The organism is Pseudomonas sp. Tun-23181, assembly GCF_057415455.1.
In genome coordinates this window covers 3,664,322-3,678,991 of record NZ_CM171630.1, presented here as the reverse complement: position 1 = coordinate 3,678,991, position 14,670 = coordinate 3,664,322, and the positions used below count along the sequence as shown (strand labels likewise).

17 protein-coding genes are annotated in these 14,670 nt (G+C 66.2%); 9 read left to right on the top strand and 8 right to left on the bottom strand.

Annotation, left to right across the window (positions count from 1 at the left end):
• Positions 1-71: 71 nt before the first annotated feature.
• Positions 72-497 carry an OsmC family protein gene (locus ACDI39_RS17515; protein ID WP_225789959.1) on the bottom strand — a complete coding sequence of 142 codons (426 nt, stop codon included), beginning with the start codon at positions 495-497 and terminating at the stop codon, positions 72-74.
• 156 nt (positions 498-653) lie between these two features.
• Here ACDI39_RS17515 and ACDI39_RS17510 point away from each other — a divergent pair, with 156 nt between their 5' ends.
• Positions 654-1,658, top strand: a complete 1,005-nt coding sequence (locus ACDI39_RS17510) for an LLM class flavin-dependent oxidoreductase (RefSeq protein WP_225789958.1) — start codon at positions 654-656, stop codon at positions 1,656-1,658.
• Between the two features lie 104 nt (positions 1,659-1,762).
• Here the strand turns inward: ACDI39_RS17510 and ACDI39_RS17505 are convergent, their stop codons facing one another.
• Together ACDI39_RS17505 and ACDI39_RS17500 are read right to left on the bottom strand one after the other, a co-directional pair.
• Positions 1,763-1,984, bottom strand: a complete 222-nt coding sequence (locus tag ACDI39_RS17505) for a DUF1161 domain-containing protein (RefSeq protein WP_225789957.1) — start codon at positions 1,982-1,984, stop codon at positions 1,763-1,765.
• A gap of 110 nt (positions 1,985-2,094) precedes the next feature.
• Positions 2,095-2,310, bottom strand: a complete 216-nt coding sequence (locus tag ACDI39_RS17500) for a dodecin (protein WP_225789956.1) — start codon at positions 2,308-2,310, stop codon at positions 2,095-2,097.
• A 150-nt stretch (positions 2,311-2,460) separates the two neighbouring features.
• On the opposite strand from ACDI39_RS17500, the gene ACDI39_RS17495 reads away from it, so the two are divergent.
• The gene (locus ACDI39_RS17495) at positions 2,461-2,784 is read left to right on the top strand and encodes an ElaB/YgaM/YqjD family protein (RefSeq protein ID WP_225789955.1); all 324 of its coding nucleotides are present in this window, start codon (positions 2,461-2,463) and stop codon (positions 2,782-2,784) included.
• On the opposite strand, the gene ACDI39_RS17490 is transcribed toward ACDI39_RS17495, so the two are convergent.
• Positions 2,781-3,677, bottom strand: coding sequence for a LysR family transcriptional regulator (locus ACDI39_RS17490; RefSeq protein ID WP_225789954.1), 897 nt, complete (start codon positions 3,675-3,677; stop codon positions 2,781-2,783). The genes ACDI39_RS17495 and ACDI39_RS17490 overlap by 4 nt on opposite strands.
• Before the next feature lie 107 nt (positions 3,678-3,784).
• Between ACDI39_RS17490 and trpB the strand changes: the two genes are divergently transcribed.
• Positions 3,785-5,002, top strand: a complete 1,218-nt coding sequence (trpB, locus tag ACDI39_RS17485) for a tryptophan synthase subunit beta (protein ID WP_225789953.1) — start codon at positions 3,785-3,787, stop codon at positions 5,000-5,002.
• Positions 4,999-5,808, top strand: coding sequence for a tryptophan synthase subunit alpha (gene trpA / locus ACDI39_RS17480; RefSeq protein WP_253102767.1), 810 nt, complete (start codon positions 4,999-5,001; stop codon positions 5,806-5,808). The genes trpB and trpA overlap by 4 nt, the downstream gene beginning before the upstream one ends.
• 56 nt (positions 5,809-5,864) lie before the next feature.
• Here the strand turns inward: trpA and ACDI39_RS17475 are convergent, their stop codons facing one another.
• The gene (locus ACDI39_RS17475; RefSeq protein ID WP_253102768.1) at positions 5,865-6,194 is read right to left on the bottom strand and encodes a DOPA 4,5-dioxygenase family protein; all 330 of its coding nucleotides are present in this window, start codon (positions 6,192-6,194) and stop codon (positions 5,865-5,867) included.
• Between the two features lie 78 nt (positions 6,195-6,272).
• Between ACDI39_RS17475 and ACDI39_RS17470 the strand changes: the two genes are divergently transcribed.
• From ACDI39_RS17470 to ACDI39_RS17455, 4 genes are all read left to right on the top strand, one after another.
• Entirely contained in the window at positions 6,273-6,890 is a 618-nt protein-coding gene (locus tag ACDI39_RS17470; RefSeq protein ID WP_253102769.1) for an NAD(P)-dependent oxidoreductase, read from the top strand.
• Positions 6,891-7,062: 172 nt separating this feature from the next.
• Positions 7,063-8,580, top strand: a complete 1,518-nt coding sequence (betC, locus tag ACDI39_RS17465) for a choline-sulfatase (RefSeq protein ID WP_253080752.1) — start codon at positions 7,063-7,065, stop codon at positions 8,578-8,580.
• 14 nt (positions 8,581-8,594) lie between these two features.
• Positions 8,595-9,521, top strand: coding sequence for a choline ABC transporter substrate-binding protein (choX, locus tag ACDI39_RS17460; RefSeq protein WP_253080751.1), 927 nt, complete (start codon positions 8,595-8,597; stop codon positions 9,519-9,521).
• A gap of 149 nt (positions 9,522-9,670) precedes the next feature.
• The gene (locus ACDI39_RS17455; protein WP_253080750.1) at positions 9,671-11,236 is read left to right on the top strand and encodes a SulP family inorganic anion transporter; all 1,566 of its coding nucleotides are present in this window, start codon (positions 9,671-9,673) and stop codon (positions 11,234-11,236) included.
• Positions 11,237-11,276: 40 nt separating this feature from the next.
• Here the strand turns inward: ACDI39_RS17455 and aroE are convergent, their stop codons facing one another.
• A complete protein-coding gene (aroE, locus tag ACDI39_RS17450; protein WP_225789946.1) occupies positions 11,277-12,101 on the bottom strand; it encodes a shikimate dehydrogenase in 825 nt (274 codons plus the stop codon).
• Positions 12,102-12,126: 25 nt separating this feature from the next.
• Entirely contained in the window at positions 12,127-13,038 is a 912-nt protein-coding gene (hemF, locus tag ACDI39_RS17445; protein ID WP_225789945.1) for an oxygen-dependent coproporphyrinogen oxidase, read from the bottom strand.
• A gap of 135 nt (positions 13,039-13,173) precedes the next feature.
• On the opposite strand from hemF, the gene ACDI39_RS17440 reads away from it, so the two are divergent.
• Positions 13,174-14,151 carry an NADPH:quinone reductase gene (locus tag ACDI39_RS17440; RefSeq protein ID WP_225789944.1) on the top strand — a complete coding sequence of 326 codons (978 nt, stop codon included), beginning with the start codon at positions 13,174-13,176 and terminating at the stop codon, positions 14,149-14,151.
• Between the two features lie 147 nt (positions 14,152-14,298).
• Here the strand turns inward: ACDI39_RS17440 and ACDI39_RS17435 are convergent, their stop codons facing one another.
• Positions 14,299-14,604, bottom strand: a complete 306-nt coding sequence (locus tag ACDI39_RS17435) for a DUF3077 domain-containing protein (protein WP_225789943.1) — start codon at positions 14,602-14,604, stop codon at positions 14,299-14,301.
• Positions 14,605-14,670 lie beyond the last annotated feature (66 nt).

Genomic DNA, 14,670 nt, shown 5'->3' with positions numbered 1-14,670 from the left:
GAACGGCTCCTGAAAAGGCAGTCGGGCTGCCAACGCTGGTTAGACTACAGGAAACCGTCCCCGTTGCGCCGCTAGGAGAGCAGGGTGGCGTCCAGGCTGATCTTCGCGTTCAACACCTTGGAAACCGGGCAGCCGGCCTTGGCCTTGTTGGCGATCTCCTGGAACTGCGCGTCGCTGGCCCCAGGCACCTTGGCCTTGAGGGTCAGGTGCACGGCTGTGATAGCGAAGCCGTCTGGCTGCTTGTCGAGGCTGACCTCGGCGATGGTATCGATACGCTCCGGGGTCAGCCCCGCCTCGCCCAGCATCATCGACAGGGCCATGGAAAAGCAGCCGGCATGGGCCGCCCCGATCAGTTCCTCCGGATTGGTGCCGGGCGAGCCTTCGAAACGGGTGTTGAAACCATACGGGTTCTGCTTGAGCGCACCGCTCTCGGTGGACAACAAGCCCTTGCCGTCCTTCAGACCGCCTTGCCAGATCGCCGATGCTGTCTTTTTCATGATTGCCTCCTGGTCATGAGGTAGGTATGCCTATGGGTTCAGAGGCCAACACCCTCCGGCAAGTTCAGATCGGTCCCACACCTGGCATTGAATCTGCCGGATATGCCCATACAGAGTCGAAAAGGCCTCTGGCCAACCACTGCTGCGGAGGCTCCGATGACGCACCTGCGTGACCTGAAGATTTCCACCCTCGACCTGGTACCGGTGCGCGCCGATACAGGCCCGGCGCAGTCGCTACGCAACGCCCTGGACCTGGCACGCCATGTCGAGCGCTTCGGCTACCACCGCTTCTGGGTCGCCGAGCACCACAACATGGACGGCATCGCCAGTTCCGCCACCGCCGTGCTGATCGGCTACCTGGCCAACGGCACCTCGACCATCCGCCTCGGGGCCGGCGGCGTGATGCTGCCCAACCACGCACCCCTGGTGATCGCCGAACAATTCGGCACCCTGGCCAGCCTGTACCCGGGGCGTATCGACCTGGGCCTGGGGCGTGCGCCAGGCGCCGACCAGATGACTGCCCGCGCCCTGCGCCGCGAGCGCTCCGGCAGCGCCGACGACTTCCCCGACGACGTGGAAGAGCTGGTGCGCTACCTGGGCCCGCGCACCCCGGAGCAGAAGGTCATCGCCGTGCCCGGCCACGGCACCGAGGTGCCCATCTGGCTGCTCGGCTCCAGCCTGTTCAGCGCCCAGTTGGCCGGCATGCGCGGCTTGCCCTACGCCTTCGCCTCGCACTTCGCGCCGCGCTACCTGCACGAGGCGATCCGCATCTACCGCGATCACTTCCAGCCCTCGGCCGTGCTGGACAAGCCCTACGTGATGCTCGGCGTGCCCATGGTGGTGGCCGAAACCGACGAAAAGGCCGAATACCTGGCCACCTCGGTGTACCAACGCATCCTCGCGCTGATTCGCGGGCAGAGCCTGATGCAGCGCCCACCAGTGCCGAGCATGGACGGCCTGTGGCTGCCCCACGAACGCGACGCGGTGGGCAGTTTCCTGGGCCTGGCGATGATCGGCAGCCCACAGAAAGTGCGGGCCAAGGTGGAGGTGTTGCTGGAACAGACCGCAGCGGATGAGCTGATCTTCACCTGCGACCTGTTCGAGCATGCGGACCGGGTACGGTCATATGAGCTGATGGCGCAGGCGCTGAAAGCCGAGTGAGGGTAGGGGCAAGCCCGCTCCCACAGCGGCCTGGGCCGCTCTTGAAATCGGCGCCAAGCCTGTGGGAGCCGGCATGCCGGCGATGGGCTGTAAAGCAGCCCTGCTCACTCACGGCGGTAGATGATTTCCTTGGTCCCGCCCTCGCAGCTGCCGATCACCTTGCCACCGCCAGCGCCCTTGTCGACGATCTCCAGCACATAGCCGGTGACGCCCTTGGCCTGGAGCTTGGCATCGATCTCGGCCTTGAGTTCTTCGCACGGCTTGCCCACGGCCAGCGCACTGCCGGCCAGTGCCATCAGGCACACCACCCCTAGCAGTCTGTTCATCGATCGCTTTTCCTTGTTCAGACCCACAGCGTAAAGGGCGCCAATCCACGACTGGCACCCTGGAAGACGCTTCACCCATCGCCCCGGGACACGCCATCCCGGCGCTGTTTTCAGCTATTGGCGATGCGGAAGCCCACCTTCAACGTGACCTGGAAATGCGCGGCCTGGTTGTCGCGGATGTGCCCGCGGGTATCGATCACCTCGAACCACTCCAGGTGCTTGATGCTCTTGCCGGCTTCGGCCAGGGCATTGTTGATCGCCTCTTCGATGCTGGTGGTCGAGGAACCGACCAGCTCGATCTTCTTGTAGGTGTGATGATCGGACATGAGCACTCTCCTTGGATGTCTGAGATTGAGCCTAGCAGCGCAGGCCCGGTTTACCTGCGAGCAATCGCCAACGACGAAAGTTCGATCGCACTTTCGCCATGCCGCGCAGTCGCAACCCTTACCACCCCTACCCAGCGAAGGAGAGTCGACATGGCCCGCAATGCGTTGCGCAAAACATCCCTGGAAAGCATGGAAGCCGAGATCGAAAGCCTGCTCAAGACCCTGGAAAACCTCAAGCACGACGCCTCGGAGGAGTCGCAGAAAAGCATGAAGGCCATCCGCAGCAATGCCGAGAATGCCCTCAAGCATTCGCGCAGCCTGCTCAGCGATGCCTACGAGGAAGTGAAGACCCGCACCCGGCAGACCGGCCTTGCGACCCGCGACTACGCCCAGGAACATCCCTGGACCACCGCCGGGGTCGCCATCGGCGCCCTCGGCCTGCTGGCCGCCTGGCTGATGTGCAAGCGCAACTAGGCGGTTTGCCGCTCCAACTCGTTGCGCAGCCATTGCGCCAACTGCCCGGCGCGCCCGTCCGCGGCGCGCCGGGGCACCCACAGCGCCAGCGCCGCGCGGGTGGGGGAGAAGCCCCAGGGCGCGCTCAAACGCCCGGCGCGCAGGTCGTCCGCCACCAGCGGCTGTGGCGCGATGGCCACGCCCAGCCCGGCGACTGCAGCTTCCAACAGGTAATACAGGTGCTCGAACGCCTGGCCGAACGTCAACGCGGCAGGCTCCAGCCCTTGCGAGGCGGCCCATGTCGGCCACGCCTGGGGGCGCGAGGTGGTGTGCAGCAAAGGCTCGTCCAGCAAGGCCCTTGCCGGTGCGTGGCGCAACCGTTCGAAGCCGCTGTACAAGGGGCTCAGCACCGGCCCGATGCGCTCCTCGGCCAGTACATGGACGTGCATGTCCGCAGGCCACGGCGGCTCGGCATAGACCAGCAGCGCATCCAGCCCAGGACGGCGCGGGTCGAGGTCGCCTTCGCCTGCCGAGAGGTGCAGGCGCAGTTCCGGCAGGTCTGCCTGGAGCCGTCCGAGCCGTGGGATGAACCAGCGTGCCAGCAGGCTGCCCGAGCAACCGAGGACGAAGGGGGCCTCGCCGACATCGCGGCTGAGTTCCACGCAGACCCCGCGCAAGCGGTCGAACGCCTCGCCACTGGCATCGCGCAGGCGAATCCCGGCATCTGTGAGTTTGATGCCGCGCCCATCCTTGACGAACAGGGCCACGCCCAGGTGCTCCTCGAGCACCTTGATCTGCCGACTGACAGCCCCATGGGTGACATGCAACGCTTCGGCCGCCAGGCTGACGCTGTTCAGCCGGGCAGTCGCCTCGAAGGCTCGCAGGGCATTGAGGGGCGGAAGGTCCTGGCGCATGACGTGTGAGTTTTCCTGACAGGTTGGCGCAATCTTATCGGTTTTCAGCCGGGCATGTCGTGGGTAGAGTAAAGCCCATCAACCACAAATCACGCCCTGGAGCGCCCATGACCCAGACCCAATACCGCGCCGGCCCCGATGCCAACGGCCTGTTCGGCTCGTTCGGCGGCCGCTACGTGGCCGAGACCCTGATGCCGCTGGTGCTGGACCTGGCCCGCGAGTACGAAGCGGCCAAGGCCGACCCCAAGTTCCTCGAAGAGCTGGCCTACTTCCAGCGCGACTACATCGGCCGCCCCAACCCGCTGTACTTCGCCGAGCGCCTGACCGAGCACTGCGGCGGCGCGAAGATCTTCTTCAAGCGCGAAGAACTCAACCACACCGGCGCGCACAAGGTGAACAACTGCATCGGCCAGGTCCTGCTGGCCAAGCGCATGGGCAAGAAGCGCCTGATCGCCGAGACCGGCGCCGGCATGCACGGCGTGGCCACTGCCACCGTGGCCGCGCGCTTCGGCCTGCCCTGCGTGATCTACATGGGCGCCACCGACATCGAGCGTCAGCAGGCCAACGTGTTCCGCATGAAGCTGCTGGGCGCCGAGATCGTCCCGGTCACCGCTGGCACCGGCACCCTCAAGGACGCCATGAACGAGGCCCTGCGCGACTGGGTCACCAACGTCGAGGACACCTTCTACCTGATCGGCACCGTGGCCGGCCCGCACCCGTACCCGGCGATGGTCCGCGACTTCCAGTCGATCATCGGCAAGGAAACCCGTGCCCAGTTGCAAGAGAAGGAAGGCCGCCTGCCCGACAGCCTGATCGCCTGCGTCGGCGGCGGCTCCAACGCCATGGGCCTGTTCCATGACTTCCTCGACGATGCCAGCGTGCAGATCATCGGCGTCGAGGCCGGTGGCCACGGCGTGCATACCGACAAGCATGCCGCCAGCCTCAACGGTGGCGTCCCGGGCGTGCTGCACGGCAACCGCACCTACCTGCTGCAGGACGAGGACGGCCAGATCACCGACGCCCACTCGATCTCCGCCGGCCTGGACTACCCCGGCATCGGCCCGGAGCACGCCTACCTGCACGAAGTGAAGCGCGTCGAGTACGTCAGCATCACCGACGACGAAGCCCTCGACGCCTTCCATGCCACCTGCCGCCTGGAAGGCATCATCCCGGCCCTGGAGAGCTCCCATGCCCTGGCCGAGGCGATCAAGCGCGCACCGAACCTGCCCAAGGACCACCTGATGGTCGTGTGCCTGTCGGGCCGCGGCGACAAGGACATGCAAACCGTGATGAACCACATGGCCGCCCAGGAGAAACAGGCATGAGCCGTCTTGAACAACGCTTCGCCGAGCTGAAGGCCGAGGGCCGCTCCGCGCTGGTCACCTTCATCACCGCTGGCGACCCGGGCTACGACGCCTCCCTGGCGATCCTCAAGGGCCTGCCAGAAGCCGGTGCCGACGTGATCGAACTGGGCATGCCGTTCACCGACCCGATGGCCGACGGCGTGGCCATCCAGCTCGCCACCCTGCGCGCCCTGGAAGCCGGCCAGACCCTGGCGAAAACCTTGCAGATGGTCCGCGAGTTCCGCACAGGCAACCAGGCCACGCCGATCGTGCTGATGGGCTACTACAACCCGATCCACCGCTTTGGCGTGGAGAAGTTCGTGGCAGAGGCCAAGGACGCTGGCGTCGATGGCCTGATCATCGTCGACCTGCCGCCCGAGCACGACGCCGAGCTGGCCACCCCGGCCCAGGTCGCGGGCATCGACTTCATCCGCCTGACCACCCCGACCACCGACGACGCCCGCCTGCCGCGCGTGCTGGAGCGCAGCTCCGGCTTCGTCTACTACGTCTCGGTGGCAGGTGTGACGGGTGCAGGTTCGGCGACCACCGAACACGTCAACGAGGCGATCGCCCGCCTGCGCCGCCATACCGACCTGCCGATCAGCGTCGGCTTCGGCATCCGCACGCCGGAGCAGGCCGCAGCCATCGCCAGGTTGTCCGATGGCGTAGTGGTAGGGTCGGCGCTGGTCGACAAGATCGCCCAGGCAAACGATGCCGACCAGGCCGTGAAAGACGTATTGGGCCTGTGCGCCCAACTGGCCGAAGGCGTGCGCTCGGCCCGAACCTGAGCTTCGCGGCCCATCGCCGGCTTGCCGGCGATGGGCTGCAAAGCAGCCCCTGGCCCTCAAGTGAAGATCGACAGATCCAACGGCCGCACCGCCCCCATCCAGATCGCATGGTCCCGGTGATCCGCCAGCTCATCCCCGGTCAGAGGATGCAGGAACACCACCAACCCCCGCCGATGCAGCGCCAGCCAAGGCAGCACCACGCCGATCACCTCCGGCCCGAAGGCCAGTTGGCAGCTCCAGTCCGGGTGCGGCCCGACCGGTTTCTGGTGCATGCGCCCCATGGTCACAGGGAACAGTTGCGACGCTTGCTCACACAGCTCCCGGGCCTGGGCCAGGGTGCTGGCGTCGTAGTACACGTGGGCGTGATACCCCTTGATTCTCTGCACGATAACTCCTGAATAACAACGAACCCGGCGCATGGCGCGCAGTCCAACGATCACCCGACCCGCAAAGGGAGCGATCCGGTGAAGAATGCCGAAACCCCAGTGTTCAAGCTGGCCCTGTTCGGCGCCGAAAGCAGCCTGGGCAGCGCCCTGGCCGTCGAGCTGCTGTCGCGCCAGCACGAAGTCATCGCGGTGGTCGATGACCTCAACCGCCAGGCACCGCGCCCCGGCCTGCACTTCAAGATAGGCGGGCTGGGCAATGCCCACCAGGCCGAGCAGAGCGTCGCCGGCGCTTCGGCGGTGATCGCCCTGGTGTCGGCCCTCGCGCCCGGCGACCTGCCGGCCCAACGGCAGATGACCGAGGCCCTGGTGGCCGGCCTGTCACGCACGACTATACGCCGCCTGCTACTGGTGGGCGATTTCGATGTGCTGGACGAGCCAGCAAAGCATAGCGACGAGCAACGTGAGTGCGTCGACCAGATCGTCGACCTGCTGCAACGCAGCACGCTACGCTGGACGCTGGTCAATGCGCCGGAGGAAGTGCCTGGGCTGGGGATCGAACATTTTCGCCATACCGAGGGCACGCTGGAGCCTGGGCTGGCCGGGCCTTTGCTGCGATTGGCGCGGATCGCGGCGGGGATGGTCGATGCCCTGGAGCTGAACTTGCACCAGGGTGAGCATCTCAACTTCGTCCCCTAGTGCGCTGGGGCCGCTTCGCGCCCCAGGATCGAAACCCACCGCCCAATTATCTGGCTAAAACATAACCCCAGCTAATCCCAGCCATTGCCCACCATGGGCTTTACCCCTGATACCCACGGCTTCATCCTCGTTCGCAAGCGGTTCCCATAACCTTCAACGATGGAAGCCAACCATGAAGCGCCCTAACATCCTGTTCATCATGGCCGACCAGATGGCCGCGCCCATGCTGCCGATCTACAACCCGTCCCCCATCAAGATGCCGCACCTGGTCCGGCTGGCCGAGCGAGCGGTGGTGTTCGACGCCGCCTACTGCAACAGCCCCCTGTGCGCACCCTCGCGCTTCACCCTGGTCAGCGGCCAGTTGCCCAGCCGCATCGGCGCCTACGACAACGCCGCCGACTTTCCGGCCGACATCCCCACCTACGCCCATTACCTGCGCCGCCTCGGCTACCGCACCGCGCTGTCCGGCAAGATGCACTTCTGCGGCCCGGACCAGTTGCACGGCTACGAGGAACGCCTGACCAGCGACATCTACCCGGCCGACTACGGCTGGGCGGTGAACTGGGACGCCCCCGACGAACGCCCGAGCTGGTACCACAACATGTCCTCGGTGCTGCAGGCCGGGCCGTGCGTGCGCACCAACCAGCTGGACTTCGACGAGGAGGTGGTGTTCAAGGCCCGCCAATACCTCTACGACCATGTCCGCGAGAGCGATGGCCGGCCGTTCTGCCTGACCGTCTCCATGACCCACCCTCACGATCCGTACACCATTCCCCGGCACTACTGGGATCTCTACGAGGCTGTGGATATCCCCATGCCCCGCGACACCCTCGCCCAGCACGCGCAAGACCCACATTCGCAACGCCTGCTCAAGGTCTACGACCTGTGGGACAAGCCGCTGCCCGAACACAAGATCCGCGACGCCCGCCGCGCCTACTTCGGCGCCTGCAGCTACATCGACGACAACATCGGCAAGTTGCTGCAAACCCTGGAGGAATGCGACCTGGCCGACGACACCCTGATCGTGTTCTCCGGCGACCACGGCGACATGCTCGGCGAGCGCGGGCTCTGGTACAAGATGCACTGGTTCGAGATGTCGGCGCGGGTGCCGCTGCTGGTCCACGCGCCCAAACGCTTCGCCCCGGCGCGGGTCGGCGCCGCGGTGTCCACCTGCGACCTGCTGCCGACCCTGGTGGAGCTGGCCGGCGGCCAGGTCGACACCAGCCTGCATTTGGACGGCCGCTCGCTGCTCAGCCACCTGCAAGGGCAGGGCGGGCATGACGAGGTGATCGGCGAGTACATGGCCGAAGGCACGGTCGGCCCGCTGTTGATGATCCGCCGCGGCCCGTACAAATTCGTGTACAGCGAGGACGACCCTTGCCTACTCTATGACCTGAGCCGCGACCCGCACGAGCGGGAGAACCTCACCGGCAGCCCGGATCACCAGGCGCTGCTGCAGGCATTTGTCGATGAAGCCCGGCAACGCTGGGACCTTCCCCACCTGCGCCAGCAGGTGCTGGCCAGCCAGCGCCGCCGCCGCCTGGTGGCCGAGGCCCTGGCCATCGGCAAGCTGAAAAGCTGGGACCACCAACCGTTGGTGGACGCCAGCCAACAGTACATGCGCAACCACATCGATCTCGACGACCTCGAGCGCAAGGCACGTTATCCACAGCCCGCACCCCTGGATTGAGTAGAGAGGCCGCCATGAATAGATTCTCCACCGCCGTGATCGCCCTGGCCCTTGGCCTGGGTGCGGTCACGGCCCACGCCGACAGTGACACGCAATGCAGCACCGTGAAGATGGCCGACCCCGGCTGGAGCGACATCGCCTCCACCAACGCCATCGCCCGCCTGCTGCTGGAGAGCCTGGGCTACCAGGTGAAGATCGACAACCTGGCCGTGCCGATCATCTATGGCGGCCTCAAGGATGGCCGGGTGGATGCCTTCCTCGGCAACTGGATGCCGGCGCAACAGGGCTTCCATGACAAGTTCATCGCCAGCGGCGACGTCCAGCGCCTGGCGCGCAACCTCGAAGGCACCGAGTTCACCCTGGCAGTGCCGGACTACGTGTGGAACGCCGGCGTGAAGGACTTCTCCGACTTGCGCAAATACGCCGACCGTTTCGACAAGAAGCTCTATGGCATCGGCTCCGGCGCCCCCGCCAACCTGTCGCTCAAGCAGATCATCGACAAGAACGAATTCGACCTCGGCCAGTGGAAGCTGGTGGAGTCCAGCGAACAGGCCATGCTCGCCCAGGTGCAGCGGGCCACGCAGAAGCAGCAGTTCATCACCTTCCTCGGTTGGACGCCGCACCCGATGAACGTGAAGCTGAAGATGCACTACCTGAGCGGCGGGGAGAAATGGTTCGGCGGCAAGGGTGACGTATACACCCTGGTACGCAACGGTTATCCACAGGCGTGCCCGAACGCCGCGAAACTGCTGGGGAACCTGACGTTCACGCTGGACATGGAAAACGCCATCATGGCGCAGGTCGTGGACAAGAAAGTCAGTTTCGACGAGGCGGCCAAAGGCTGGGTCAAGGCGCACCCGCAGTTGCTGGAGGGCTGGCTTGCCGGGGTGACCACCAGGCAGGGCGGGGATGCCCTGGCGGCGGTGAAGGCCAAGTTGTGAGCATCGCCTGTTAAGCTGTCGGGGCCGTGCTGCGGCCCTTTCGCGACACAAGGCCGCTCCCACATGCGCGATCCCTGTGGGAGCGGCCTTATCGAGGGCACAGCCCTCGCCTGCGATCTCGAATGCTGACCGGATACCAGGAACAACGCATGCCCCGCCTCCATCTCCTGCTGCCTTTTCTCACCTGGCTACCACGCCAATCGGGCCGCAGCCTGCGCCAGGACCTGCTGGTCGGTCTGAGCGGCGCCATCCTCGCCCTGCCGCAATCGATCGCCTACGCCCTGATCGCCGGCCTGCCCGCCGAATACGGCCTGTACGCAGCCATCGTGCCGGTGCTGGTGGCCTGCCTGTGGGGCTCGTCCTGGCACCTGATCTGCGGGCCGACCGCGGCCATTTCCATCGTCCTCTACGCCAGCATCAGCCCGCTGGCGGTCGCCGGCAGCGACGACTACGTCACCCTGGTACTGCTGCTGACCTTCCTCGGCGGCGTGTTCCAACTGCTGCTCGGCCTGCTGCGCTTCGGCGCGCTGGTCAACTTCGTCTCCCATTCCGTGGTGATCGGCTTCACCCTCGGCGCGGCGGTGGTGATCGCCCTCGGCCAACTGCCGAACCTGCTGGGCATGGACCTGCCAAGCCAGGCCACGGCATTGAAGACGGTGCAGGACCTGGCCAGCCATGCCGGCGAGGTGGACCTGCCCTCCCTGGCACTGGGCCTGCTCACCGTACTGATCGGGATCACCCTCAAGCTCTGGCGCCCACGCTGGCCCAGCCTGTTGATAAGCCTGGTGATCGTCAGCCTGCTGGCCTGGCTGCTGCCCGGCCTCTTCGGCCATGTACCGCGCGTGCCGGCCTTCGTCGGCCAACTGCCGCCGCTGAGCCCCCTGCCGCTGCTGGACCTGGAACTGATCCTGCGCCTGCTGCCCAGCGCCGTGGCGGTGGGCATGCTCGGGCTGGTCACCAGCCTGTCGATCGCCCGCTCCTTGTCGGCGCGCTCCGAGCAGTTGATCGATGCCAACCAGGAGATCCGCGCCCAGGGCCTGTCGAACATGGTCGGCGCATTGTTCTCCGGTTACCTGTCGTCCGGCTCCTTCACCCGCTCGGGGCTGAGCTACGACGCAGGCGCCCGCTCGCCGCTGGCCGGGGTGTTCTCGGCGCTGTGGGTGGCGCTGTTCGCCGTGGCGGGTGCCGGGTTGATCGCCCACCTGCCGATCCCGGCCATGGCCGGCAGCATCCTGCTGATCTGCTGGGGGCTGGTGGATCACCGGGCGATCCGCGCGCTATTTCGCGTCAGCCGCTCGGAGTTCCTGGTGATGGCGCTGACCGCCGCCGCCACGCTGCTGCTGGAGTTGCAGACGGCGATCTATGCCGGGGTGCTGGCCTCGCTGTTCTTCTACCTCAAGCGCACCTCGCGGCCACGGGTACAGCAGAGCCGGGAAGGGGAGGCCGATGTGCTGCGGGTCGGCGGCTCGATCTTCTTCGGCGCCGCGCATTACCTGCAGGTGCGCCTGCAGCGTTGCCAGGGGCCGCACGTGGTGATCGATGCGCGGCAGATCAACTTCATCGACTATTCAGGGGTGGACATGCTGCACCGCGAAGCCAGGCGCCTGACGCGCAACGGCGGCAGCCTGACCTTGCATCGGGCCCGTGCGCAGGTGATCGAGGAGTTGCAGAAGCTGGAAGGGGTGGAGCTGTGTCCGATCCGGTTCGAGGAGTGAAGGTGCCGGGGGCCGCTTTGCGGCCCCACAACCCCAGGGCTCACCCCCGCGCCAACTGCCGCCTCAGTTCATCCAGCACCGGCCCGGTATCCGGCCGTACCCCACGCCAGATGAAGAACGCCTCGGCCGCCTGCTCGGCCAGCATCCCCAGCCCATCGAGCACCTTGGCCGCGCCCAGCTTCGTGGCCCACTGGCAGAACGGCGTCGGCTCCTTGCCGTACATCATGTCGTAGCACACCGTGCGCCCTGGCTCGACCAGGCTGTCGGCGATCGGCGGCAACTCGCCGGACAGGCTCGCCGAGGTGGCATTGATGATCAGGTCCACCGGCTCCTGCAGCCAGGCGAAGCCACTGGCGACCACCGGCCCCAGCTCATCGAACTCGCGGGCCAGTTGCTCGGCTTTCTCCACGGTACGGTTGGCGATCACCAGCGACTGCGGCCCATGCGCCAGGATCGGCTCCAATACCCCACGCACCGCCCCACCCGCGCCCAGGACCAGGATGCGCTTGCCAGCCAGCTCCACCCCGGCGTTGACGGTCAGGTCACGCACCAGGCCTGCGCCGTCGGTGTTGTCGCCCTGCAGGGTGCCGTCGTCCAGCTTGCTCAGGGTGTTCACAGCACCAGCGCGCCGGGCACGCGGCGTCAGGCTGTCGCACAGGCGGAAGGCTTCTTCCTTGAATGGCACGGTGACGTTGGCGCCACGGCCCTGCTTGAAGAAACCGCGCGCGCAGTCGCTGAACTCATCCAGCGGTGCCAGCAGGGTGCTGTATTCCAGGTCCTGGCCGGTCTGGTCGGCGAACAGGCGGTGGATCAACGGCGACTTGCTGTGGCCGATGGGGTTGCCGAAAACGACGTACTGGTCCATGGGGGCTCCTTAAGTTTCCACCGGCTTACTGGCTGAGCCAGTCGCGGTCCTGCAGGAAGTACTCGGTCAGGCGCGCTTCCTCGCTGCCCGGCTCGGGCTTCCAGTCGTAGCCCCAGCGCACCTGCGGCGGCAGCGACATGAGGATCGACTCGGTACGCCCGCCCGACTGCAGCCCGAACAGGGTGCCACGGTCGTAGACCAGGTTGAATTCCACGTAGCGCCCACGGCGGTACTCCTGGAATTCACGCTGCTGGGCCGTGTAGGGCGTGGCCTTGCGGCGCTGGACGATGGGCAGGTAGGCGTCGATGTAGGCATCGCCGATGGCGCGGATGAAGGCGAAGCAGGTGTCGAAGTCCCACTCGTTCAGGTCATCGAAGAACAGCCCGCCGATGCCACGCGGCTCGCCACGGTGCTTGAGGTGGAAATAGCGGTCGCACCAGGCCTTGTAGCGCGGGTAGACATCGGCGCCGAAGGGCGCACAGGCCTGCTCGGCGACCCGGTGCCAGTGGATGCAGTCTTCCTCATTGCCGTAGTAGGGGGTCAGGTCGAAGCCGCCGCCGAACCACCAGACCGGCTCCTCGCCTTCCTTCTCGGCGATGAAGAAACGCACATTGGCGTGGGAGGTGGGCACGTGCGGGTTGTGCGGGTGGATCACCAGCGACACGCCCAGCGCCTCGAAGCCACGGCCCGCCAGCTCCGGACGGTGGGCACTGGCCGACGGCGGCAGGCCGGCACCGAACACGTGGGAGAAGTTCACGCCACCTTTCTCGATCACCTTGCCCTCGCCGATCACCCGCGTGCGGCCACCGCCACCGGCTTCGCGCACCCAGGCATCCTCGACGAAGCGGGCGCCGCCGTCTTCGTTCTCGAGGGCAGAGCAGATGCGGTCTTGCAGGTCGAGCAGGTAGGCTTTCACGGCCTCGGTGCGGCTGGTCATCGGGTCACCTGGAAGGAGCGGAGAAGAAATTCGCCGGCTAGCATACCACCGGCGGCCGCCACGCCGCAGTTGACGGCGATCAAGCAAAGGCGTCCGATAGAGGGCCTGTCCCAATCCCGACAACAGGAGTGCGAGATGGCCAAGCGTATCCAGTTCAGCCAGCATGGCGGCCCAGAGGTGTTGCAGTGGGTCGAGTTCGATCCGGCCCCACCCGGCCCGCAGCAGGTTCGCGTGCGTAACCATGCGGTCGGCCTGAACTTCATCGACACCTACTTTCGCAGTGGGCTGTACGCACCGCCCGCACTGCCTTCGGGCCTGGGCACCGAGGCGGCCGGCGTGGTCGAGGCGGTGGGCGAGGGGGTGACCCGCCTGCAGGTCGGCGACCGTGTGGCCTACGCCGGCGGGCCGCTGGGCGCCTACAGTGAGGTGCACACCTTGCCGGAGGCCAACCTGGTCAAGTTGCCAGAGGCGATCAGCTTCGAACAGGCCGCGGCGGTGATGCTCAAGGGCCTGACCGTGCAGTACCTGCTCAAGCAGACCTACGCCGTGCAGCATGGCGACATCATTCTGTTCCATGCCGCCGCCGGCGGGGTCGGCTCCCTGGCCTGCCAGTGGGCCAAGGCCCTGGGCGCCAAGCTGATCGGCACCGTGAGCTCGGCTGAAAAGGCCGAACGCGCCAAGGCGCTGGGGGCGTGGGAAACCATCGACTACAGCCGCGAGGACGTGGCGCAGCGGGTGCTGGAACTGACCGACGGCAAGAAGTGCCCGGTGGTCTACGACGGCGTGGGCGCCGACACCTGGCTGACCTCGCTCGACTGCCTGCGCCCGCGCGGGTTGATGGTGAGCTTCGGCAATGCCTCCGGCGCGGTGACCGGCGTGAACCTCGGCATCCTGGCGCAGAAGGGCTCGCTGTACGTCACCCGGCCGACCCTGGCGTCCTATGCCAACAATGCCGAGAACACCCAACTGATGGCCGATGACCTGTTCGGCATGATCACCAGCGGCAAGCTGGTGGTGGATATCCAGCAACGGTACCCGCTGAGCGAGGCGGCCAAGGCACAAGCGCAATTGTCGGCGCGCCGGACGGTGGGTTCGACGGTCCTGCTGCCCTGAACCAGGGGCCGCTCTGCGGCCCATTCGCGGGCAAGCCCGCTCCCACAGGGTTCTGAGTCGATCACCAACGATGTGATTTGCAGGGCCATGTGGGAGCGGGCTTGCCCGCGAATGGGCTAGACCTGATGAGGCTCTGCCTGCCTTGCTTCAGGCTCCCTGCTGCCCCGTTGGCGCAGACTCAATGTCATCCAGCATGGCCTCCACCAATCCCTCGGCCATCTCGATCGCATGCAAGCTCGACCAGTACATGCCTCGACCTGATTCACCCAGGTGGTCAAGCGCCTTGTAGCCGGTTTCGTAGGCACAGCGCAGGTAAAGCGCTACGTGGACCAGAGCATCGTGGGCGCAGATGTCGGGGTTTACGGTGAAGAGGGGTGGGTGACCGGCGTCGCAACGGCCGAAGGGGTGGGTAGTGGTAGAAGGAAGGGGTGGATCCGGTACGATTTTTTTCATGGTGCGCTCCTGATGATTGGAGCTGACACTCACCCGTTACCACACGGTTTGGGTGGCAGCTGTACG